We start from the raw sequence: 19995 nt of genomic DNA, 5'->3' as shown, positions 1-19995 counted from the left end.
CTCGCTGCTCGCTAGGTAACCGGCGTACCCGATGTTAGCTCCTTACTTGGGAACAATGCGGACAGCCCCTCCCTGCCCTCGTCGGTGAGGACCACCGCTCTGGGCACCTTGCCGCGCCGGTACCAGTCCCGTTCGAACAGCACCTCGGTGATCGCGGCCCCCAGCGCCCCGCCCAGATGCGACCTGCGCTCGGTCCAGTCCAGGCACTCGGGCGCGAATCGCCTCCTCGACCTGCGCGCGCCGTCCACGTCCACGCCGATGCCGGCCAGCAGCCGCTCTCCCGCCTCGGTCAGGTCCTGCGCCGCGTAGTAGCCGCCCTCGGCGAGCCGGTCGAGCAGCCCCACCCCGGCGCGTCCCGCGAGGTGGTCGTAGCAGGTGCGGGCCTCCTCCAGCATCCTGGCCTGCCTGGACTGGCGCAGGGACCGTACGGGCGGGCGGGCGCTGACCCTGGCCAGCACCTCCAGCACCTCGGCCACGTCGTGCCCGGCCAGGCGGTAGTAGCGGTGGCGGCCCTGGCGTACGACGTCGACCAGGCGCCCGTCGAGCAGCCTGGACAGGTGGGCGCTCGCCGTGGCGGCGCTGACCCCGGCCACCCTGGCCAGCTCTCCCGCCGCCAGGGCCCGCCCGTCGAGGAGGGCGGTCAGCATGGCCGCCCTGGTCGGGTCCGCGATGAGCGCGGCGACGGGCGCTATGTCGGCGTCGCGAGCGATGTACTCCATGCGTACGACGCTAGTACGGCGACATTTCGACGCGCGTCGAAGGGTCACGCCGCGCTTGCCGAGCACCTTGCGACGTGCGTCGAGGGGTCGGCCGCGCTCGCCGCCTCGCGACGTGCGCCGAAAGGTCAGCCGTGTTTGCCGAGTGCCTTGCGGATCAGCTCCCGTGCCCGCTCCATCAGCGCGATCGGCGTGCCCACCAGGACGTTCTTGGTGGCGCTCTCCGTGCCGGGGTGCGGGCGCAGCGGAGCGAGGCTCTCGGCCGCCCGCACCGCCGCGGCCATGGCCCGCCGCTCTACCGCGGAGGTCTTCGCGCGCAGCTTGACGAACTCGTACCGTTCCTCGCTGCGGGCGTGCGCCGCCACGGCCAGGCGCAGCTCACCGAGCCGCTCCCAGAACTGCGGATGGTCCACTCCGCCCTTGTGAAGGTCGAGGAGGAGCCGTTTGGCGCGGTTCTCCTCGGTCAGGCGGTCGCCCACGACGCCCTGCCCGTTGTCGAGCTTCCTGCGCGCGTACGGATGGACGATCTCCTCCTCGGCGGTCTCGTGCACGGACAACATCCGCGTGAGACGGTCGAAGGCCTCCTCCACCTTGTCCGGCGGCGCCTGCTCCACCTCGTCGAACAGGTCCCTGATCTGGCTGTGCTGGATCACCAGCAAATCGATGACATCTTGTTCACCCACGCCCGCGCCCTACCCGAGCCTCCGGCGGGCACGCGCTTCCTTACCGAACGCGGGCCGTCAGAGGACCGAAAGCGGAGGTTGCCGCATTTCGCCCCGGGTAAGCGCAGCGACATGGCCTTCGACCCACTGCAGGAGCGGGGTATCCCGCTGGACGACCAGCTGCGCCACTGGAACGAGCTGAACGTCACGCCGATCGACCCCGACCACACCGACCCCTACACGCGCTGCCGCATCATCACCATAAACGCGATCGAGACGGAGGCGATCCTCTTCAGCCACCAGCTCGCCCGCCACTGTCCCGACACCGAGATCAGGCAGCAACTGGCGCGGGTGCGCTACATCGAGGCGCAGCAGCAGAAGGTGGTCAACTGGCTGCTGTCCGGGCTGTCGTCGGTGCTGGAGACCACGATCGCCTACGAGCAGGCGGCGGTGGACCTGACGGCGTGGGCGGCGCGGCTGGAGCCGGACGACTATCTGAAGCAGGCCTACCAGTTCGGCCTGCTGGAGCACCTCGACCACCTCTACCGGTACGCGAACCTGTACGAGATGATCGAGCACCGCGCGGCCGAGAAGATCGTGGGCCGGGTGACCGAGGTGATGCCGGGGCGGCCGACGCACCTGCAGCACCGGGATCCGGTGGACAACGTGCGCGAGCCGTACGACCGGGGGAGGACGGAGCCGCTGTCGCGGCTGCACGCGCTGACCGTCATGGCGGTCGAGCAGCAGATCATGAACTTCTCCATGAACGTCGGTCCCATGTGCCTGGAGCCCGCGGCCCGCCGGCTCTACCAGGAGATCGGGCTGGTGGAGGAGGGGCACCTCACCCACTACGAGTCGCTGGCCGACGGGGGCGAGAGCTGGTGGGAGCGGCTGCTCAACCACGAGTACAACGAGTGCTACCTGTACTACTCGTGCATGGAGACCGAGTCGGATCCCCGGGTGAAGGGCATCTGGGAGCTGCACCTCAACATGGAGCTGGAGCACCTGCGGCTGGCGGCCGAGCTGTTCAGGCGGTTCGACGGGCGCGATCCCGACCAGGTGCTGGCCCAGGCGTGCCCGCCGCCGATGACGTTCGAGCCGAACAAGGCCTACCTCCGCGACCTGCTCGCCACCCAGGCCGACCGCACGACGCTGGGCACCGGGTACGTGCTGGAGGAGCACGAGCGGTTCCGGAGGATGCGGCAGGCGCTGGCGGACGGGGAACGGCCGCCTTCCGAACGCGTCATCGAGGACAACCGCGCCGTTTCCGGTCGGGACTACCGCCTGGAGACGGAGGCACCGTACTCGACGGGCGTGTCCGGCGGCCCGCGAGGCCGCTAGAACCCGTCCTATGGCGCTCACCGTCACCAGAGCCCACCGCCAGAGCCCACCGCCAGAGCTCGTCACCAGCGCCCGTCGCTAGAGTCGGGTCTCATGACAGCAGTCGCCCTCGTGACCGGCGCGTCGCGCGGCCTCGGTGCCGTGATCGCGCGCCGGCTGGCCGCCGACGGCCTGGCCGTCGCCGTCAACTACAGCCGGGACGCCGCCGGAGCCACGAAGGTGGTGGACGAGATCCGCGCCGCGGGCGGCGCCGCGGAGACGTTCGCCGCCGACGTCACGCACGAGCCCGACGTGTCGTCGCTGGTCGCCGACGTCACCGAGCGCCTGGGCCCGGTCCACGTCCTGGTGGTCAACGCGACCGGCCCGCAGCCGTCCATCGCGCTGGAGGACCTCACCTGGCAGGCGCAGCTCGACCAGCTCGAGTTCTTCGTCAAGAGCCCGACACTGCTGGTGCAGGCGGTGCTGCCGGGCATGAAGGAACACGGCGGCGGACGCGTCATCCAGATCGGTTCGGACATCGTGGACCGCAAGCTTCCCAGCATGTCCGCCTATATCGCGGCAAAGAGCGCCCAGCACGCCATGACCGAGGTCTGGGCCCGCGAGCTGGGCCCGCACGGCATCACGGTCAACGTCGTCGCCCCAGGCTGGATCCCGGTGGAGCGGCACGCGGGCCTCGACGAGAGCGGTTACCTCGCGGAGGTGCCTCTGGGCCGCATGGGCACGCCTGATGACGTCGCGGCGGCCGTCTCGTTCCTCACCTCGGAGGGCGGCGCGTTCGTCACGGGCCAGCGCATCACCGTTAACGGGGGCCACACGTGACCTGCGTGAGCGTAATCCAGTTTGGGTACTCGGCCAGGATTCGCTAGAGTTCTCTCGTCGCCCCGGTTAAACGGGGCGGATGCGGAAGTGGCTCAGTGGTAGAGCATCACCTTGCCAAGGTGAGGGTCGCGGGTTCGAATCCCGTCTTCCGCTCGGAGCTTCCGGCTCGGTGGCGTGGCCGAGAGGCGAGGCAGCGGCCTGCAAAGCCGTCCACACGGGTTCAAATCCCGTCGCCACCTCACAAGGACGATTAGCTCAGCGGGAGAGCGCTTCCCTGACACGGAAGAGGTCACTGGTTCAATCCCAGTATCGTCCACCATGCTCAAAGCCCCAGCCCACGGCACTCGCCGGGACTGGGGCTTCTTGCTGTCCGGCTTGCTCAGACGACTCCCGCGCGCCCCCCAACCGCCCTCACCCAGTGCCGATCGACCGCCCTGCCACCCTCGCCCGGCAGGCGACCGCCCAGCCCACCGCCCTCACGCGGGAGCGCGCGCCTGCCGCCCTCACCCGGCGGCGACCGCCCGGCCCGCCACCCTCACGCGGGAGCGACCGAGCAGCCCGCCACCCCCACCCGGCCCGGTGCCGGGCCGAACGCCCGTCACCCCCACCCGCTGAGTTGCCCCAGGGCCTGGTGAGCCGCGCCCCAGCCTGAATAGGCCGGGCCGCGACCCGGAATGGCGGCCGGCCGGCCAGCCCTCAGCCTCAGTACGACTTCTGAGTCTGGACGTTGAAATCGTCCATCTTGACCTTCTTGGCCGGATCAGTGAGGGGATCGTTGATCTCCAGGACGTCCAGCCCCTCCATGATGTCGCTGGAGTAGATGTACCCGTTGTAGTAATACGCCGACCAGGACCCGGCGATGCCACCGCCCGGGAACGGCCCGCGTTCGAAGAAGCCGATCTCCTTAGGGTTGGCCGAGTCGGTGAAGTCCCAGACCGACACCCCACCCTGGTACCACGACTGCACCATGACGTCCTTGCCCGGCACCGGGATCAGGGAGCCGTTGTGGGCCACGCAGTTCTCGTTCTCCTGCTGATTCCGGGGGATCTTGAAGTATCCGCGCCGCTCCAGCTTGCCGTTCGCGATGTCGTACACGGCGTCGGCGCCCTTCGTGCGCGGCGTGTTGCTGTCGCACGTGGCCTGGCCGCCGCCGCCCAGCTCGTCGCTGAACACGACCTTCGTGGCATCGTTGTTGAACGTCGCCGAGTGCCAGATCTGGAAGTTCTCCGTGTCGGTGATCTGCTGGAGGACCTTCGGATTGACCGGGTCGGAGATGTCGAGGAGCACGCCGTCGCCGAAGCAGGCGGCCGCGGCCAGCTTCTTCTCGGGGTACGCGGTGATGTCGTGGCAGCCGGAGGCGAGATCGGAGTGCTGCCGCTCAGGGAAGATATCCGGCTTCGCCACGATTTTTGCGGACTGAGGCGACTTTGTGGGGATCTCTACGATCTGGATGAGTTCGTGGGGCGGGGGGCAGGTCTTCGACTCGGGCTCGGGGCCGGGCGAGGAGACGTACACGTAGAGCGTTTCCCCGGCGGGGACCATCGTGTGCGTGTGCGAGCCGCAGTCGGTCCTGACCGCGCTGAGGTACTTGGGGCTCTTCTTGTCGCTGATGTCGAAGATCCGCAACCCCTCCCAGTCGCGGCTGTCCTCGCTGGAGTCGCATCCCTCACCGCTGCGCGGCTCGTCGATCGACAGGATGAGCAGGTTGCCATACACCGAGACGTCGTTCTGCTGGGCCGGGCAGGACACCGTGCTCACCAGCTGAGGTTTGGTCGGGTTGCTGATGTCGTAGATCGCGAACCCGCCGAAGTTTCCCACGAACGCGTAATCGCCCTGGAACGCCAGGTCGGTGTTGATGTCGTCCCGGCCGTTCAGCGGGGCGGGACGGCGCATCTGGGCGACGAGCTTGACGTTGTCGCTCGTCATCACGTCCCCGGTGGGGGTCGGCTTGCCGGCTGGAGCGCTGGTCTCCTGCGTGGAGGTGTCGGGCGTTGAGGCCCCGGACGCCGTCTGCCCCGCCGCGCAGGCGGAGGTTAACAGCAGTACCGTACACAACAACGCTCCGCGCAACTTGGCAGAGATCAACGCGCATTCCCCTTTGTCTCGTAGTTCACTATGGAAGCTATGCCAGTGGGTACGCGCACGCGTGCGGTCTTCATCACAGTTGTGACCACAATCGCCCTTGCCGCCTGCTCTCAGGAGCCCGCCGGTCCTTCCCCCGTGGGCACGGGGGCGCCGGTGATCATGCCGGGGAGTCCGGGGGCCCCGGGCCGTACCGCGACGCCGGGGGAGCGGGTCGGGCAGACGCCCAGACCGACGGTGGCCTCGGACGTGCGCTTCGCCGAGGCCATGATCCCCCATCACCGCCAGGCCCTGGAGATGACCTCACTGGTGAACGACCGTACGACCACGGAGACCATCCGCGCGTTCGCCCGCCAGATCACCGCCGCCCAGACCCCGGAGATCAAGGCCATGACGGGCTGGCTGGCCGAGCTCGGCCGCTCCGCCCCGGACGGTCACTCGCACACCCAGGCGGCGGGGTACGGCATGGCGACGCCAGAGGAGCTGAACGCGCTGCGCGCCACGAAGGGAGCGGCCTTCGACCGCATGTTCCTGCAGCTGATGACCAGGCACCACGAGGGAGCGGTCAAGATGGCGGGGGAGGAGCTGGCCACCGGCCGGGACCAGCGCATGCGATTGATGGCGAAGGACGTGTACTCGGGTCAGAGCATCGAGATCGCCCGCATGCGCAAAGTCCTGGAAACGCTGCCTGGCTAGGGCGTCAGGAGGGCCAGAGCATGTTGGTCAGCTCGGCGTCGAGGTCCATGTAGTCCGTCTCACGGCCCGCGGGGACCTTTTCGTACGTACGGTGGAGGAACTCGGTGAGCGGGGCCAGCGGCACCTCGAAGAGCGCCTGCCCGAACGGGGACGTGAGGCTGATGTGCAGCGTGCGCTCGCCATCGGCACGCGCGGGCCACACCTGCACGTCGCCGTCGCCGACACGCCTCACGATGCCCACAGTGAGCAGTTCGCGAGCAAAGATCCACTCGACCGGCTCGTCATTCCCCACGTGGAAGGCCATGCGTATGGCGTAAGGATCGTCGGCTGTGTAACTCAGTCCGGCGAGCAGGGGGACGGTAGTACGGTCGGGGACCACAAGCCGAAGGCCAAGCTCGGCGGAGACGGTGGTGCTGTTCATCGTCAGCCAAACCTTTTCGTCGTAGGTCCCCTCTTCGGGGCTTTCACTGCTCTGACGGACTTCGTCCTGAGCTATGACGCGGAACGAAGAAACCTGTAGGAAAGATTCCGCTCCAGGGGCCTTCTGTAACGCACATCACAGCTGGACATTTAGGCATCAACCAGGCTAAACGGGATCAAATCGGGTCGTATTTACGAGGGTTTTGCGTGTTGTGGAGCCTGTCCCGCCGCGCCGACCATGAACGTTTCTCACCAAAAGATCGCGATCGGTGCCTTACGGAACAGGACGATGGTATGCCACCGACCCACCCCGCCGGTGGGCAACCGCCGCGTTTCACCTGAATCCCTCCCACGGCCCCGTCGTCGTCACCCCGGAACCTCCCCCGATCCTCCCCGGAGCAACCCCAGAGCAACCCCAGAGCAACCGCGGAGCCGCCTGCGAACCACCTCGCATCCACCCCCGGCCCACCGCCCGGTCGCTTCGCTTCGCCAGCAGGTGCCAGAGTGCGGTATGGTTTTCCCCGTCGGCACCGCAAGGAGCCAACAGGGCGGGCGATTAGCTCAGCGGGAGAGCGCTTCGTTCACACCGAAGAGGTCACTGGTTCGATCCCAGTATCGCCCACCACGAAGATGCAGATGAGACGGGGTTTCGGAGAGATCCGGAGCCCCGTTTTTCGTGTCTGGAAGTCGATGGGAGCCAATCGGGGAGCCATCTCACTCGGACTCTCTACCCGTGTCGGCTGTCGCCGAAGATGATGTTCATCGTGTGGGCACCTTTGGTGATCACCGGTCTGAGCTGGTGCCGGTAGACCGCTTCCGTGACGCTGGTACCCGCGTGCCCGACGAGATCGGCGATGGTCTCGATGGGTACGCCCTGGTCACTCATGATGGAGACGAACGAGTGACGTAGCTCGCGGGGCGTCCAGGCGGTTCCGATCCCCGCTTGCTTGGTGATCTTGCGGAATGTCCGTCGCACGTTTGACGCGTCGAGTTGGGTGCCGACGCTCGTGCAGAACACCAGGTTGTGGTCTTGCCATGCCTCGCCGGCCTTGAGCTTGTGGGCGGCTTGGCGGACGTGGTGTTGCCGGAGGGCTTGCGCCGCCAGCTTGGGCAGTTCCAGCGTGCGCCTCGATTTACGGGTCTTGGTGTCACCTCCATCTCGATCGGCGCGCCATACGTAGATGGCGAACTTCCTGTAGTTGAACCCCACTTCGGTCACCGGTCGCCAGGACTTGCTTTCCGGTATCCAGGCGACGACGTGATCCCAGCGCAGCGCGCGGGCTTCCTCGGTGCGGACGCCAGTGGTGAGGCTGATCACCACGTACGCGTGGAGTTCGGACGACTTGGCAGCCTTGAGCACTGCCTCTGCCTGTTGCCGATTGAGTGCCTTGCTCGGCCGTCCGTCCGTGCCCTTGGGTGTGGTGACCAGTTCGGCAACGTTCCTGAGCACCATGTCACGTGCCTGAGCTTGCCGGATGGCCCTCTTCAGCACGCCGTGAATCTCCCGCAGGGTGGTGGTGGCCAGCTTGCCGGCGAGCTGGTCAAGCCACTCATCCACGTGATCGGCACGTAGCTGCTGGAGTTTGATCTTTCCCAGCCCTGGGATGACGTGCGTCTCGGCGAGGATGCGTAGCTTGGTGACGGTGTTCTCGGATCGGCCCTTGAGACCCTTGCTGAGCCAGTCGTTGACGGCATCGCGCACGGTGTAGGTCTCCGATGCGGTGATGCCCGCCTCAAGGTCTTTGACGGCCTTGATCAGCTTGTCCTTGACCGCGGTCTTGGTCTTGGCCTTGCGCTTGAGGCGTTGGCGCTTGCCGTCGGGGCCGAACCCGAGGGAGATGGCTCCGGTGTAGCCGTCTCCCTCGGGGTAGATGGTCGCTTCGTACTTGCCGATCAGGATTTTGGCCAAGGGATCACCCTTTCTCGTGACGGTTGAGGTACTCCTCGATCGCCTTCCTGATCACCCACGACACATCTCGTTCCTGCGACTCGGCGTACTTGCGGAGACGGTCTTTCAGTTCTGTGTCCACGCGTACGGGAGGCAGGGTCGTTCGGTCGCTCGTCATAGACGGCTTCCTTTCGTGTCATGCAGTTATCAAGAGGCGCCGGCCGGACGGTGGGTTGTGCCTCGCATCCGGCCTATACAAACGGTGTAGCACCGCGTTCTACGCCTCGTCTATCGGTTCCAGCGAGGAAACGAAGTCGGCAAGGTGTCGGTCGGTGATCCGGCGAAGCTTGCCGATCTTGATGCTCTTGAGCTGCTGTGTGCGCAGTAGGTAGTAGACCTTGTCGCGTCCGATGCTCAACATCTCTGCGACCTGTTCGACGGTGTATGCCTGCATGTGCATCCCCCCTCTCGGTTGGTCGTGGGCGGCTCTCTTCCTTCGCGGGGTTCGCGTGTTTTTGGTTACGGGTTGTGATGGTCCGTCGGTTCGTCCGTCCGTGCCTGTCACGCCCTATACACGCGCAGACGCGCGGACGGATGCGGACGACGGACGCGGACGATTACGGATCGTGTATTTCGGGGAGGGCGCGCCAGCGTCCCCGTGCGACCTGTTCGACCTGGCGCGCATGGCCTAGTTCTTGGAGGCGTTGGTAGACCCAGGTGCGACGCATGCCGGTTGCACGTATGAGATCACCGACGCTTGTCCCGTCGTCGGGGGCCTGCCTCAGCGCGGTTGTCAGAGCCTCCTCGGCTTCCCGTACGGCGTTGTCGCGGGCGTGGCGGGGTGACAGTCGGACGGCGGGTTGTGGCGGCGGGGCGGGCGTCTCAGTCGCGCGATGTAGGGCTTGGGTCGATATCTCGTCGAGGGGCGGGCGGTGTTCGGCGTGCCGTTCGGCGGTGGCTTGTACGCCCTGGTCGTCGAGGAGGTAGGTGCGGGCGCGGCGGGGGATGTCGTGTTCTGGGGAGCTGATCAGGAACTTGCCGGGGGCGTCGAGCTTGTGGGGGTGCCAGCCGGCTTTGACCATGCCCTGTCCCAGGATGAGATCTCCGTCGCGGGGTTCCCGGACGCGGAAGCACAGCCGGACGTCCATCTGGGAGCGGACCGCGCTCTTGCCCATGGCGTCCTTGGAGGGGCGTTGGGTGGCGGCGATCAGGTTGACGGCGGGGGCGCGGCCCCGCCTTGCGATTGAGTCGGCGTAGTCGATGGCTCGTGGTGCCTCGCTGGCCAGCTCGGCGTACTCGTCGATCACGATGATCAGCGCGGGCCGCTCCGAGGATGGCTCCCAGACGCGTTCGCCTCGTTTGGTGAGGTCGTCGGCCCGTCCGTCGAGGATGACCACGGCATCGGCCAGCAGGTTCTCTGCCTCTTGCGGGGTGGTGGCCAGGCGATCGATGCACGATGCCCAGGGCATCAGCTCCATGCCGCGCTTGAGGTCGACCGCCCACAAGATGACGTCTTGGCAGGCGGTCAGGTCTCCGAGAAGCACGTTCACACCGCCTGACTTGCCCGCCCCCGACATGCCCGCGAACAGCCCATGCCGCCGCAGCAGGGGGACGCGGACGGGTGCGCCGTCTTCGAACAGGCCCAGCTTGGCGGGCTGGGTGATCGAGGTGATGGAGGGGCCTGGCCAGGCGATGGCGTCGGCGTGTGGGTCGGTTTCGATGACCCGTACATCGGCACGGTTAGCCTGCTTGGTGGCCACCGGTTGGACGCGGATACCGCCGCGTGTGGTGCCGAGAGCCGATTCCAGGCGAGGGACGGCGCTGACCGCATCCTCTACCGTCTGGCCGAGCCCCAGCCCGAGCCGGAAGCGGTAGCCCCACAGGTCCACGATCGCGGACTGAACGCGGGATCCAGTCAGGCCGACCGCTTTGGCGATGTCGGGCCAGGCGGCCAGCGTGCGCTCGACGCGGACGCGGGCACGTCGCCGCCGGTGCGCCCACCACGGGACCGCCAGCACTCCGCCAATCAGCAGGATCGCCGGGAGTGGCGGTGTGAAGGGGCCGATGCGGGCGGCGGCGGTCAGCCACCCGCCCGCGAACGCCGTGGTGATCGCCGCATAGCTGCGTTCGATCGGTCGGGTCAGGTTGACCCACCGTCCCCACACGAGCAGTGCCAGAGTCACGGCGGCGGTCAGTAGGGGGACGGTGGGCCACCAGGTCGGGTACCAGGTGTGTAGGGTCGCCCCCGCCACCACGGTGACCAACGCGGCGGTGAGGGGGGCGAGTTCGGACCGGTAGCGCCAGACGGCGCGGGCGATGCTGGCGATGACCAGGGGCGCGAATTCGAGGTCATCGGTGATCAGGCCGATGGGTTCGACGCCGTAGCGGCGCATGCGGCGGGCGTTGCGTCGCATCTGGTAGCGCGAGGCGCGATGACGGTTCATCGGCCACCACCTGTCGCGCGTCGGGTGTCGGTGCGGTGCTGGGCGTACAGCTCGTCGCGCACGTAGAACAGGGGGTCGTACTCGCCCTCGTCGTGGGCGGCGAGGGTGGCGCGGATGGCGGCGATCAGGTTGGCGCGCTGGTAGCGGGCGGTGGCCAGCTCGGCGCGGAGCTGGTCGATTTCGGTGATCAGGGCGGGGGCGTCGGCCAGGGCGTCGAAGATGTGGCGCCACAGGTGGTCGAGGGCGGGGGCGGACTTGGCGAATGCCGTCAGCAGTTCGGCGGCGGTGGTGTTGCGGGTGGCAGCTCCTTGGAGATCAGCGTGTGGGTAGGGGTGGCGTTGGGTCATTAAGCATCACCTTCTTCGGTTGGCGGGCAGTTCAGTGGCCGGTGATCCAGCTCAGGGCGGCCTGGATAGCGGCGCGGATGTCGGGGGCGAGCGTGGTGGCGGCCAGCAGGAAGCCGAACAGCAGGCAGATCAGCGCGTGCCACCAGCGCAGGCCCAGATAGCGCCAGGCGATGAACACCACCGCACCGACCACGAGTACCAGCGGGACAGTTACCGTCATGAGGGCTTCACCTCCTCTCACGGGATCTCGCGGGGGACTGGGGGCGGTGCTAGATGCCGTCGTGGCGGGACTTGCGGCGGCACCAGCGCCAGCGGGCGCGGCACTTGCGGCAGCGCAGGGTTCCGGGCGTGGCGGCTCCGCACAGGCATCGGCCAGGCTGGAATGGGAGGGCTCGCATCAGGGGTTCACCTCCTCCCGGGACAGGCGGCCGGCGGGCAGTGGTGGGCGTGGGTGCCCAGGAGGCGGCGGCTCAGGATTCCGGTGGGGGCGTGGCGGCGGTCCTCGACACGGATCACGGTGACCAGCACCGCGAACAGCGTCAGCGTGCCGATGGACAGGGCCAGGCCCAGGAACACGACGAACAGTCCGATGTCCATCGCTCACGCCCCCTCGATCTCGTCGAGGGTGATCGCGTCGCGGTAGGAGTCCAGGGCCTGGATGCGGGCCATGGCCGCGTGCGTGACGTGGAGGGCTTCGTAACAGACCGCGCCGAACGTCGCACAGGCGACGTGATGTCCGCGCTGGATCGTGGACGCGACGCCCAACAGCGCGGCCACCCGCCCGACTTCGGCGATCGCCTCCGCCTCCGTGGTGGCGTCGGTGTCGTAGAGCGTGTGGACCGACACCCGCACCGTTCCGTACCTGGGAACGGGCACCTGTGGGTGACTGTCGAGGAAAGCGGCGAGCGTGCGCAGTCCCGCGATCAGGTCGCGGCGCTGGTGGCGCTGAGCTGGGCTCATCTAGATCACTTCCCTTCCGTTTCCGGTGACCTACGAGGCGAAAGTAGGTTTCGGGGAAGGGGTGAACCCATCGCGCGATGTGATCGTGTAGTGAGATCAAAAACATCCGGCGATGAGATGGATCAGATCCTGCGGTGAGATAAACCCCAGCTCACGACGCCAGACGCAAAGGGACCCCCGACAGAGCCCTTGGGAACTGGCACTCTTTCGAGCGCAGAGGGCTCTGCCGGGGGCGTTGACGCGACGATGCGGGACGCGGTGGCACAGGTGTGAGCGAGCCACGGTCAACCGCACCGTCGCGCGTCAGGGCGGCGGCAGAGCGGCATTCTCGGCAAGCGCCGACCCTGCGTCTTCCGCTTCGGTCCAGGCTCGGACTCGCGTACAGATACGAGAATCCAAGTACAGGTGATACAGCGAGGCGGCGGTGTAACCCTGACGGCAGTCATCGATGTTCAGATCGAAATGGTCGAGGAACGCGGCCTTTGAAAACGGGCTGCACCATGCGTGACTCTTTCCCAGCTCGGACGCTTCATCGGCCACCGGATGGGCTTGGCTCCACTTGCTCTGCGCCATCTCGATCACGACCCGTCCAGCGCGGCACGAAGATCCTTGTACCGGGCGGCGATACGTCGTGCAGCCCTCTTTGGGTCGGTCGTGGAATGCCAGGCGTAGATGGCGCGGGCGCGGCGGTCGTTCCAGCCGGCCAGCCACCAGAAGAGGTCACCGTTGGTCCACACAAGCAGGCCACGCCATACCGACACCACAGCCAGCCCGTAGCCGTCGTGCACATCGGTCGTGATCCCGTGTACGGCCAGCTCCCGCTGTAGCTGATCGGCCACGGCGACGATGGGGTTGAGGCGATACGCCTCGTGCTCCCCGGTCATGCTCTGGCCCTCCCGCAACTCCGCTTTCCGAGCAAAGAACAGGCGGAAGCCAGACAAATGCGGATCTTCGGCTTTGCCTCAGATCAGCCCTGACCTGCGCCACGAACTGATGTGAGGTTTCCAAGTAGACCGGTTCCGCAGAATCTCACCGTGATATCTCACGGTGTGATGGACTTGAAGAGCTTCACTTCTCTCGAAAGGCTGCGCTACCAGGGGAACGGAACGCCGCCATGACTATGGATCAAGAGCGGGCACGACAAGTTCTTGAGACTGTTTTCGCACGTCAAGACGTGGAAGACGCGTGCAAACGCCGTGATCTGGGCGGGTTAATCCGCATCCTCACCAAGTACGGCATCACCCAGGGCCAGATCGCCCATCTCACCGGGAGGCCCCAGGGCCGCATCAGCGAGTACAAGAGCGGCAAGCGCATCCCGACCGCAAAGCATACATTTGAGGCGTTCGCTGATGGTTTGGGCATGCCTGCCCACTTGCGACGCCATTTGGGACTGTCGTCCTCTGGCGGCAGGGCCGGTGCACAGGTCGTCAGCGATGGGGTCCAGATCCCGACAGACACTTTCGACTTGCAGCTCTTCGCTGAAGCGATCGGGAAAAGGGGCGAGCCGTTGAAACGCCGCGAATTGCTAGCCATGGTCGCACAACTCGGTGCCCAGTCAGCTCTAGCTCAAAGTGAGGCATGGGAGAAGGTCGCATTTGCGCTGTCCAGGCCGAGCGCACTTGACGAAGCGGTAGTGCGGGAGTTGGAGGCCAGATCCGCCGGCTTCCACCGTCTCGAAGAAATGCTGCCAGCGCATACGATTTTCAAGGGGCTTGCAGCCCACCTGAACGAGGTCGGCACCATCCTGAACGGCACCGCGACCGATCCCAAAGACGAGCTTCGCCAACGCTTGATCGTCGTGGCGGGAGAAAGCAGCGTACTGGCCGGCTGGATCGCAACAGATCTAGGAAACGTGTCCGCTGCCCGGAACTTCTACGACACAGCAGAGAAAGCCTCTAAAGAGGCTAACGACCCAGCTATCATCGCGTGCGCGTTCGGATACAGAAGCTACATACCAAGCGGCAAAGGAAACCATGGGAGAGCACGCGCCCTCCTCACAACCGCACTACGGCATCTGCCCAGGGAGACATCACCTGGAACCACATCGTGGCTGGCCGCAAGACACGCGGAAGAAAGCGCCGCACTCGGAGAAAAGGACGCAGCCCTTCGATCGTGGGCTGACGCCAACGAGGCGTTCAATATCGCGGATCCGGAAGAGGACCGCGTATGGACGAGATTCCTAGACCGGGATCGCTTCGACTCCTTCCAAATCTCCACCTACGCACAAATCGGCCGACTGGACGAAGCCGAGCAGGTAGCTCGTGCAGTCATAGCGCGCTTGTCCGAGGTAGAACGAAAGCGCGCAGGCGTCATTCTTGGCGACATCGCTACAGCCCATCTCGTGCACGGCTCGGTGATGGAAGCTGTCAAAGCAGCCAGAGAGGGACTCGCGATCATTCGTGAAACGGAGTCCGGCATCTGGCTGCCGCGATTCATCGTCCTAGCGGAGTCGCTCAGACGCTGGCAGACTCAACCGCCAGTCCGCGCATTCCTAGAAGAGTTGGCCATCACGAAGCGTCAATTCTCCGCGTCTCCTGTCTGATCCAATCTAGATAATCGTCGCTTCCTGTAATAATTTCAGTTGCGATGATTTCTGGCGTCTCGTAACTGTGGTTGGCTTTGATGTGGTTCTCAAGCGCGGGGAGCAGAGGGCGCGTGGTTATGATAACCAACTGCCATTCCTGCTCATCGCGTAAAGACCCTCGCCACCAGTACAGAGACCGAATCGGGCCGACGATCTGTACGCCAGCAGCCAGACGCTCCGAGGTGATGCTATGTGCCAGAGCAGCACCCTCGTCAGCGCTCGGCGCAGTGGTCGTGGCCTGAATGTAACCTCTCATATAGGAACATCATTCCTCACAGAGCGAGTCCTGGGTCGTCCACCAGGTTGCCGTCCTCGGTTGCCCGGAGGGCGACCGCCACCTGACCAGATCCCATTCGGCGTCCAGCAGCTTGAAGTTGCGATTCTCGGTCGTCCCGGAGGGCGACCGCCACGCGAGCCGCCCGTGCCGACCGACAAGGCCATGGTGTTGCGATCCTCGGTCGTCCCGGAGGGCGACCGCCACGCGAGCCGCCCGTGCCGACCGACAAGGCCATGGTGTTGCGATCCTCGGTCGCCGCGGAGGGCGACCGCCACGATCAGCGGAGAGAGCGTGATCGCGCTGTCCTACGTTGCGATCCTCGGTCGCCCCGGAGGGCGACCGCCACTCCCGGCCAGCTGGACCAGCATCGACGCGTTATCTTCGTTGCGATCCTCGGTCGCCCCGGAGGGCGACCGCCACCCGGCGACGAGGTCACCGACCTATCCGCCAACGAGTTGCGATCCTCGATCGCCCCGGAGGGCGACCGCCACCTCAAGGCGCTCGCGTTGCGCCAGGCGGAAGAGATCGAGTTGCGATCCTCGGTCGCCCGGAGGGCGGCCGCCACCGCATGGTGGTTTCGACCGAGGCACACGCCGACTACCAGTTGCGATCCTCGGTCGCTCCGGAGGACGACCGCCACTTCGCCACGGGGGGTCCGCAGCAAGGTCACGGCCATGTTGCGATCCTCGGTCGCCCCCGAGGGCGACCGCCACCGTTCGTGGTCGGCTTCACGTACTGGCCGTTGATGTTGCGATCCTCGGTCGCCCCGGAGGGCGACCGCCAACTCAGGGCCTCCAGCTCATCCCCCAGGCCGGCAAGTGGTTGCGATCCTCGGCCGCCCGAAGGGCGACCGCCACGCGTGCGGACCCACGGCCCGCAGTCATGTGACGTGTTGCGATCCTTGGTCGCCCCGGAGGGCGACCGCCATCTGACGCCAGCCATCTGTCCTACACCACCACGATCAAGTTGCGATCCTTGGTCGCCCCGGAGGGCGACCGCCATTTGACACTGCCCGACCCGGTCGAGGTGAGCTTGACGTTGCGATCCTCGGTCGCTCTGGAGGGCGACCGTCACCGACCACGCCATCTGCCTTGAGCCCTTCTGCCCGCTGGTTGCGATCCTCGGTCGCCCCGGAGAGCGACCGCCACCGGCGTCGCCGGTGGCCACGGCGTACATGACTCGGGCGTTGCGATCCTCGGTCGCCCTGGAGGGCGACCGCCACAGCACCCCGGCGTCGACCAGGCCGTCGATGGCGGCCTTGATCCTCGGTGGCCCCGGAGGGCGACCGCCGCCACCACCACCAGGATGAGCGTCACGTCCCCGACCGGCAGGCAGTTGCGATTCTCGGTCGCCCCGGAGGGCGACCGCCACGGCGCTTGACGAGGTCGCCAAGGTCACCTTCAGGCTGTTGCGATCCTCGGCCGCCTCGGGGGGCGACCGCCACCGACACCGGAGCGAGCGATCTCCGACATCCACTCGCCGTTGCGGTCCTCGGTTGTCTCGGAGGGCGACCGCCACGACGGGCATCGCGCAGGACGTGGTGTCCGGCTTCTGGTTGCGATCCTCGGTCGCCCCGAAAGCGACCGCCACTGGTAGGCCAGGGTCCGCCGGCCCATCCCGTGACGTTGCGACCCTCGGTCGCCCGGGAGGGCGACCGCTACCTACGAGCGGGTCGGCTATCCACACCTGGACGTGATCGTTGCGACCCTCGGTCGCTCCGGAGGGCGACCGACACTTTTCCAGCCAGCCCACGATCGCGGTCAGGGTGTCCACGTTGAGATCCTCGGTCGCCTCGGAGCTCGACCGCACGGTGTATCTGGTCCCAGAACACACCTCGACGGACGTTGCGACCCTCGGTCGCCCCGCAGTGCAACCGCCACTACCTGAGGATGATTCTCTACGGCCCGCCAGGAGCAGGATTGCGACCCTCGGTCGCCCCGGAGGGCGACCGCCACCTGCAAGGCTTGGACGGCCTTCTCGGCGCCGCCGATGTTGCGATCCTCGGTCGCCCAGGAGGACGACCGCCACGCCCACCGAAAGCGAAGGCCAGCAGCTTGGTAGAGGCGTTGGGACAGTCGGCTGCCCCGGAGGGCGACCGCCACATCGGAGAGGCCTAGCCTGCCGCCTGTCGGGCTGTAGTTGTGAGCCTCGGTCGCCCTGAAGGACGACCGCCGCCTCGTCCTCGAACTGCTCGTCCGTCACCGGCAGGTTGCGATCCTCGTTTGCCCCGGAGGGCCACCGCCACTCAACCTCTAGGACGGGCGTGTGCAGACGATCGAGGCGTTGCGACCCTTGATCGCCTCGGAGCGCCACTGCCACCCCGCCTGTGTATACGGCGACGTGATCGACCTGGATTGGTTGCGACCCTCGGTCGCCCGGAGGGTGACCGATACTGCGAACCCGCCCGGTCGCCGGAAGCGGGATCGGTTGGTTGCGATCCTCGGTCGCCCCGGAGGGCGACCGCCACCGCCCCCAGCCCGGTGAGTCCGCGGATGAGATCGTTGCGATCCTCGGTCGCCCCGGAGGGAGACCGCCGCATCGGGCGACGATGACGCCGTCCTTGCGTACTTGGTGGTTGCGACCCTCGGTCGCCCCGGAGGGCGACCGCAACACGATCGTGGACAGGTCCTCGTGTCGCGCGATCAGGTGGTTGCGATCCTCGGTCGCCCCGGAGGGGCGACCGCCACGGCGCGAGAGGACCGATGGTGTTAATCATGCGGTCGTTGCGATCCTTGGTCGCTCCGATGGGAGACCGCCACCGTCGTCGGAGGGGCTCGCCTCGGCCGGGTGCGGTGTTGCGACCCTCGGCTGCCCCGGAGGGCGACCGCCACCTCATAGAACGGGAGGTTGAGCTTGTTCCGCTTTGACGGACACCATCGTTGTGGTGCTCAGGCTGCGTGAGCGGCCTCGAAGTCGGCAGGGCTACGGTAGCCCAGGCTGCTGTGCAGTCGACGGAGGTTGTACCAGCCCTCGATGAACTCGAAGATCGCGCTGCGAGCGGCAGCCCGGGTGGGCCAGGGGCGATCGCCGAGGAGCTCGCCCTTGAGCGTGGCGAAGAACGACTCGGCCAGCGCGTTGTCCCAGCACTGACCGGTTCGACCGACCGACAGGCGCACCCCGAGCCGTTCGGCCAGGGCGGTGTAGTCGGCGCTGGTGTACTGGCAGCCCTTGTCCGAGTGAAAGATCACCGATCGGGTGGGGCGGCGGCGTGCCCAGGCCTGGCGTAACGCATCGGCGACCAGGTTGGTGCGCAGGTGATCGGCCGTCGCCCAGCCGACCACCCGGCGCGAGGCGATGTCGATGACGGTGGCCAGATACAACCAGCCCTCCTCGGTGGCGAGGTAGGTGATGTCGCCGCACCAGCGGGCATCGAGTCCGGCCGCGTCGGGTGTGAAGTCGCGGCCGATCAGGTCTGGCCGGGTGCGGGCGCCCGGGTCGGGGATGGTGGTCTGCTGCCGGCGCCGCCGATACCGTCCGGCCAGGCCGAGCTGGCGCATCAGCCGGGCCACCCGCCGCCTGCCGCACCGCTCGCCGTCCTGGCGCAGTTGCGCGTGCACCCGGGGTGCACCGTAGCTGCCCCGCGAGCGCGCGTGCACCTCGGCGACGCGCTCGGCCAGCTCGGCATCGCGCACGGCGCGCGGCCCAGGGATCGGGCTGCGGCGGGCATAGAAGGCGGCACGGGAGACTCCCAGCAGTTCACACGCCCGCTTGACGCTGTGGCCGCCCTGTTTCTCCGCCTCGATGAACGGGTGCACGCTCACCGGGTCTCCCTCACGAAGAAAGCCGTCGCTCGCTTGAGCACGTCGACGTCCTGGCGAAGACGCTGGTTCTCCCGCCGCAATGCCTCCAGCTCCTGCCGCTCGCTGCTGGTGAGCCCGTCCCGCCGGCCGGTGTCGACCTCGGCCTGGCGGACCCATTGCCGCACCGCGGTCTCGGTCAGGTCGAAGTCCTTGGCCACCTGCCCGACCGAGCGGTCACCACGCTGGCACAGTTCGACGATCTCGGCTTTGAACTCCGGCGTGAACGAGCGGCGAGGACGCGGCTTTTTCTTCCCCATGCTCTCCATCATGGACATCCTTCCGGGGACGAGCCCCTGATCTCGGATGTCCGTCAAACCGGATCAAGCCCAGGTCTGCCCACCGCACGTCGGGGTTGCGACCCTCGGTCGCCCCGGAGGGCGACCGCCACTCCTTCAGCAGGGCCTTGAGCCGGTCGGCAAAGGCGTTGCGATCCTCGGTCGCCCCGAAGGGCGACCGCCACCCGCCACTCCGCCGGTATCGAGCTTTAAGCCGTACCGTTTCGTGTTGCGATCCTCGGTCGCCCCGGAGGGCGACCGCCACCTCCGTTCAGCTCGCTCCGAGGCCCGGGAGATGAAGTTGCGATCCTCGGTCGCCCGGAGGGCGACCGCCACCTGGGCCTGGACCTGATCAACCGCAACGGGTCGGAGTTGCGATCCTCGGTCGCCCCGAAGGGCGACCGCTGAAGGTGGCGATAACCCTGATCGGGGTGGTGGTTGCGATCCTCGGTCGCCCCGAAGGGCGACCGCCACTCGGCACGGTGTTGGAGACGTCCGCGCCAGCGTTGGTGTTGCGATCCTCGGTTGCCCCGAAGGGCGACCGCCACGTATCTACGTGATGAGGTTAAAACTCACCTGGTGCCGTGGGGGGGGGGGGGGGGGGGGGGGGGGGGGGGGGGGGGGGGGGGGGCGCGCGGGGCCCCCCCCCCCCCCCCCCCCCCACCCCCCCAAAAACCCGGAAGA

21 protein-coding genes and 4 tRNA genes are annotated in these 19995 nt (G+C 67.0%); 8 read left to right on the top strand and 17 right to left on the bottom strand.

Features of this window, described 5'->3' with window-relative positions:
- Positions 1-11: 11 nt before the first annotated feature.
- Positions 12-719, bottom strand: a complete 708-nt coding sequence (locus ACIHFD_RS42810; RefSeq protein ID WP_355198353.1) for a metalloregulator ArsR/SmtB family transcription factor — start codon at positions 717-719, stop codon at positions 12-14.
- A gap of 125 nt (positions 720-844) precedes the next feature.
- Positions 845-1399 (bottom strand): hemerythrin domain-containing protein, encoded by a 555-nt coding sequence (locus ACIHFD_RS42805; RefSeq protein ID WP_397371798.1) that lies wholly within the window; start codon positions 1397-1399, stop codon positions 845-847.
- Between the two features lie 111 nt (positions 1400-1510).
- Between ACIHFD_RS42805 and ACIHFD_RS42800 the strand changes: the two genes are divergently transcribed.
- The 5 genes from ACIHFD_RS42800 (at position 1511) to ACIHFD_RS42780 (ending at position 3857) form a co-directional block, all read left to right on the top strand.
- Positions 1511-2719 carry a hypothetical protein gene (locus ACIHFD_RS42800; RefSeq protein WP_397371797.1) on the top strand — a complete coding sequence of 403 codons (1209 nt, stop codon included), beginning with the start codon at positions 1511-1513 and terminating at the stop codon, positions 2717-2719.
- 93 nt (positions 2720-2812) lie between these two features.
- Positions 2813-3538, top strand: coding sequence for an SDR family NAD(P)-dependent oxidoreductase (locus ACIHFD_RS42795; protein ID WP_397371796.1), 726 nt, complete (start codon positions 2813-2815; stop codon positions 3536-3538).
- Between the two features lie 81 nt (positions 3539-3619).
- Positions 3620-3691: transfer RNA gene (locus tag ACIHFD_RS42790), tRNA-Gly, on the top strand.
- Positions 3692-3706: 15 nt separating this feature from the next.
- Positions 3707-3777, top strand: a tRNA-Cys gene (locus tag ACIHFD_RS42785).
- Positions 3778-3782: 5 nt separating this feature from the next.
- A tRNA-Val gene (locus tag ACIHFD_RS42780) sits at positions 3783-3857 on the top strand.
- Positions 3858-4240: 383 nt separating this feature from the next.
- Here ACIHFD_RS42780 and ACIHFD_RS42775 read toward each other — a convergent pair.
- The gene (locus tag ACIHFD_RS42775; protein WP_397371894.1) at positions 4241-5596 is read right to left on the bottom strand and encodes an LVIVD repeat-containing protein; all 1356 of its coding nucleotides are present in this window, start codon (positions 5594-5596) and stop codon (positions 4241-4243) included.
- Positions 5597-5704: 108 nt separating this feature from the next.
- Here ACIHFD_RS42775 and ACIHFD_RS42770 point away from each other — a divergent pair, with 108 nt between their 5' ends.
- Positions 5705-6316, top strand: a complete 612-nt coding sequence (locus ACIHFD_RS42770) for a DUF305 domain-containing protein (protein ID WP_397371795.1) — start codon at positions 5705-5707, stop codon at positions 6314-6316.
- Between the two features lie 4 nt (positions 6317-6320).
- On the opposite strand, the gene ACIHFD_RS42765 is transcribed toward ACIHFD_RS42770, so the two are convergent.
- Positions 6321-6737 (bottom strand): SsgA family sporulation/cell division regulator, encoded by a 417-nt coding sequence (locus tag ACIHFD_RS42765; protein WP_103958541.1) that lies wholly within the window; start codon positions 6735-6737, stop codon positions 6321-6323.
- A 549-nt stretch (positions 6738-7286) separates the two neighbouring features.
- Between ACIHFD_RS42765 and ACIHFD_RS42760 the strand changes: the two genes are divergently transcribed.
- Positions 7287-7361 (top strand) — tRNA-Val (locus ACIHFD_RS42760).
- 102 nt (positions 7362-7463) lie between these two features.
- Here the strand turns inward: ACIHFD_RS42760 and xerC are convergent.
- The 10 genes from xerC to ACIHFD_RS42710 all read right to left on the bottom strand — a co-directional run bounded on the left by xerC (position 7464) and on the right by ACIHFD_RS42710 (position 13259).
- The gene (gene xerC / locus ACIHFD_RS42755) at positions 7464-8645 is read right to left on the bottom strand and encodes a tyrosine recombinase XerC (RefSeq protein ID WP_397371794.1); all 1182 of its coding nucleotides are present in this window, start codon (positions 8643-8645) and stop codon (positions 7464-7466) included.
- Between the two features lie 4 nt (positions 8646-8649).
- The gene (locus ACIHFD_RS42750; protein WP_106240258.1) at positions 8650-8802 is read right to left on the bottom strand and encodes a CopG family ribbon-helix-helix protein; all 153 of its coding nucleotides are present in this window, start codon (positions 8800-8802) and stop codon (positions 8650-8652) included.
- Between the two features lie 99 nt (positions 8803-8901).
- Positions 8902-9078, bottom strand: coding sequence for a helix-turn-helix domain-containing protein (locus ACIHFD_RS42745; RefSeq protein WP_397371793.1), 177 nt, complete (start codon positions 9076-9078; stop codon positions 8902-8904).
- A 163-nt stretch (positions 9079-9241) separates the two neighbouring features.
- Positions 9242-11068 carry a cell division protein FtsK gene (locus ACIHFD_RS42740; RefSeq protein ID WP_397371792.1) on the bottom strand — a complete coding sequence of 609 codons (1827 nt, stop codon included), beginning with the start codon at positions 11066-11068 and terminating at the stop codon, positions 9242-9244.
- Complete coding sequence (locus ACIHFD_RS42735) at positions 11065-11415, bottom strand: hypothetical protein (RefSeq protein ID WP_397371791.1); 351 nt, start codon at positions 11413-11415, stop codon at positions 11065-11067. Before ACIHFD_RS42735 ends, ACIHFD_RS42740 begins: the two co-directional genes overlap by 4 nt.
- Before the next feature lie 31 nt (positions 11416-11446).
- Positions 11447-11635 (bottom strand): hypothetical protein, encoded by a 189-nt coding sequence (locus ACIHFD_RS42730; RefSeq protein ID WP_397371790.1) that lies wholly within the window; start codon positions 11633-11635, stop codon positions 11447-11449.
- A 185-nt stretch (positions 11636-11820) separates the two neighbouring features.
- A complete protein-coding gene (locus ACIHFD_RS42725) occupies positions 11821-12012 on the bottom strand; it encodes a hypothetical protein (RefSeq protein WP_397371789.1) in 192 nt (63 codons plus the stop codon).
- Between the two features lie 3 nt (positions 12013-12015).
- The gene (locus ACIHFD_RS42720) at positions 12016-12375 is read right to left on the bottom strand and encodes a hypothetical protein (protein WP_397371788.1); all 360 of its coding nucleotides are present in this window, start codon (positions 12373-12375) and stop codon (positions 12016-12018) included.
- A 303-nt stretch (positions 12376-12678) separates the two neighbouring features.
- Positions 12679-12957, bottom strand: coding sequence for a hypothetical protein (locus ACIHFD_RS42715; protein ID WP_397371787.1), 279 nt, complete (start codon positions 12955-12957; stop codon positions 12679-12681).
- On the bottom strand, positions 12954-13259 hold the full coding sequence (locus ACIHFD_RS42710) for a hypothetical protein (protein ID WP_397371786.1): 306 nt from the start codon (positions 13257-13259) through the stop codon (positions 12954-12956). The genes ACIHFD_RS42715 and ACIHFD_RS42710 overlap by 4 nt, the downstream gene beginning before the upstream one ends.
- 230 nt (positions 13260-13489) lie before the next feature.
- On the opposite strand from ACIHFD_RS42710, the gene ACIHFD_RS42705 reads away from it, so the two are divergent.
- The gene (locus ACIHFD_RS42705) at positions 13490-14917 is read left to right on the top strand and encodes a helix-turn-helix domain-containing protein (RefSeq protein ID WP_397371785.1); all 1428 of its coding nucleotides are present in this window, start codon (positions 13490-13492) and stop codon (positions 14915-14917) included.
- Here the strand turns inward: ACIHFD_RS42705 and cutA are convergent.
- The 3 genes from cutA to ACIHFD_RS42690 form a co-directional block, all read right to left on the bottom strand.
- On the bottom strand, positions 14883-15215 hold the full coding sequence (gene cutA / locus ACIHFD_RS42700; RefSeq protein ID WP_397371784.1) for a divalent-cation tolerance protein CutA: 333 nt from the start codon (positions 15213-15215) through the stop codon (positions 14883-14885). The two genes, ACIHFD_RS42705 and cutA, sit on opposite strands and share 35 nt — an antisense overlap.
- Positions 15216-18124: 2909 nt before the next feature.
- Entirely contained in the window at positions 18125-18997 is an 873-nt protein-coding gene (locus ACIHFD_RS42695) for an IS3 family transposase (RefSeq protein ID WP_397371783.1), read from the bottom strand.
- Positions 18994-19293, bottom strand: coding sequence for a transposase (locus ACIHFD_RS42690; RefSeq protein WP_397371782.1), 300 nt, complete (start codon positions 19291-19293; stop codon positions 18994-18996). The genes ACIHFD_RS42695 and ACIHFD_RS42690 overlap by 4 nt, the downstream gene beginning before the upstream one ends.
- Between the last annotated feature and the right edge of the window lie 702 nt (positions 19294-19995).

The organism is Nonomuraea sp. NPDC051941 (assembly GCF_044593615.1).
This window is presented reverse-complemented; position numbering and strand designations above follow the sequence as displayed.

Bases quoted from the DNA above. Each gene is read 5' to 3' on its own strand.
- ACIHFD_RS42810 (WP_355198353.1), bottom strand. From the start codon at position 719: ATGGAGTACATCGCTCGCGACGCCGACATAGCGCCCGTCGCCGCGCTC.
- ACIHFD_RS42800 (WP_397371797.1), top strand. From the start codon at position 1,511: ATGGCCTTCGACCCACTGCAGGAGCGGGGTATCCCGCTGGACGACCAG.
- ACIHFD_RS42795 (WP_397371796.1), top strand. From the start codon at position 2,813: ATGACAGCAGTCGCCCTCGTGACCGGCGCGTCGCGCGGCCTCGGTGCC.
- ACIHFD_RS42765 (WP_103958541.1), bottom strand. From the start codon at position 6,737: ATGAACAGCACCACCGTCTCCGCCGAGCTTGGCCTTCGGCTTGTGGTC.
- ACIHFD_RS42750 (WP_106240258.1), bottom strand. From the start codon at position 8,802: ATGACGAGCGACCGAACGACCCTGCCTCCCGTACGCGTGGACACAGAA.
- ACIHFD_RS42745 (WP_397371793.1), bottom strand. From the start codon at position 9,078: ATGCAGGCATACACCGTCGAACAGGTCGCAGAGATGTTGAGCATCGGA.
- ACIHFD_RS42740 (WP_397371792.1), bottom strand. From the start codon at position 11,068: ATGAACCGTCATCGCGCCTCGCGCTACCAGATGCGACGCAACGCCCGC.
- ACIHFD_RS42735 (WP_397371791.1), bottom strand. From the start codon at position 11,415: ATGACCCAACGCCACCCCTACCCACACGCTGATCTCCAAGGAGCTGCC.
- ACIHFD_RS42730 (WP_397371790.1), bottom strand. From the start codon at position 11,635: ATGACGGTAACTGTCCCGCTGGTACTCGTGGTCGGTGCGGTGGTGTTC.
- ACIHFD_RS42725 (WP_397371789.1), bottom strand. From the start codon at position 12,012: ATGGACATCGGACTGTTCGTCGTGTTCCTGGGCCTGGCCCTGTCCATC.
- ACIHFD_RS42720 (WP_397371788.1), bottom strand. From the start codon at position 12,375: ATGAGCCCAGCTCAGCGCCACCAGCGCCGCGACCTGATCGCGGGACTG.
- ACIHFD_RS42710 (WP_397371786.1), bottom strand. From the start codon at position 13,259: ATGACCGGGGAGCACGAGGCGTATCGCCTCAACCCCATCGTCGCCGTG.
- ACIHFD_RS42705 (WP_397371785.1), top strand. From the start codon at position 13,490: ATGACTATGGATCAAGAGCGGGCACGACAAGTTCTTGAGACTGTTTTC.
- cutA (WP_397371784.1), bottom strand. From the start codon at position 15,215: ATGAGAGGTTACATTCAGGCCACGACCACTGCGCCGAGCGCTGACGAG.
- ACIHFD_RS42690 (WP_397371782.1), bottom strand. From the start codon at position 19,293: ATGGGGAAGAAAAAGCCGCGTCCTCGCCGCTCGTTCACGCCGGAGTTC.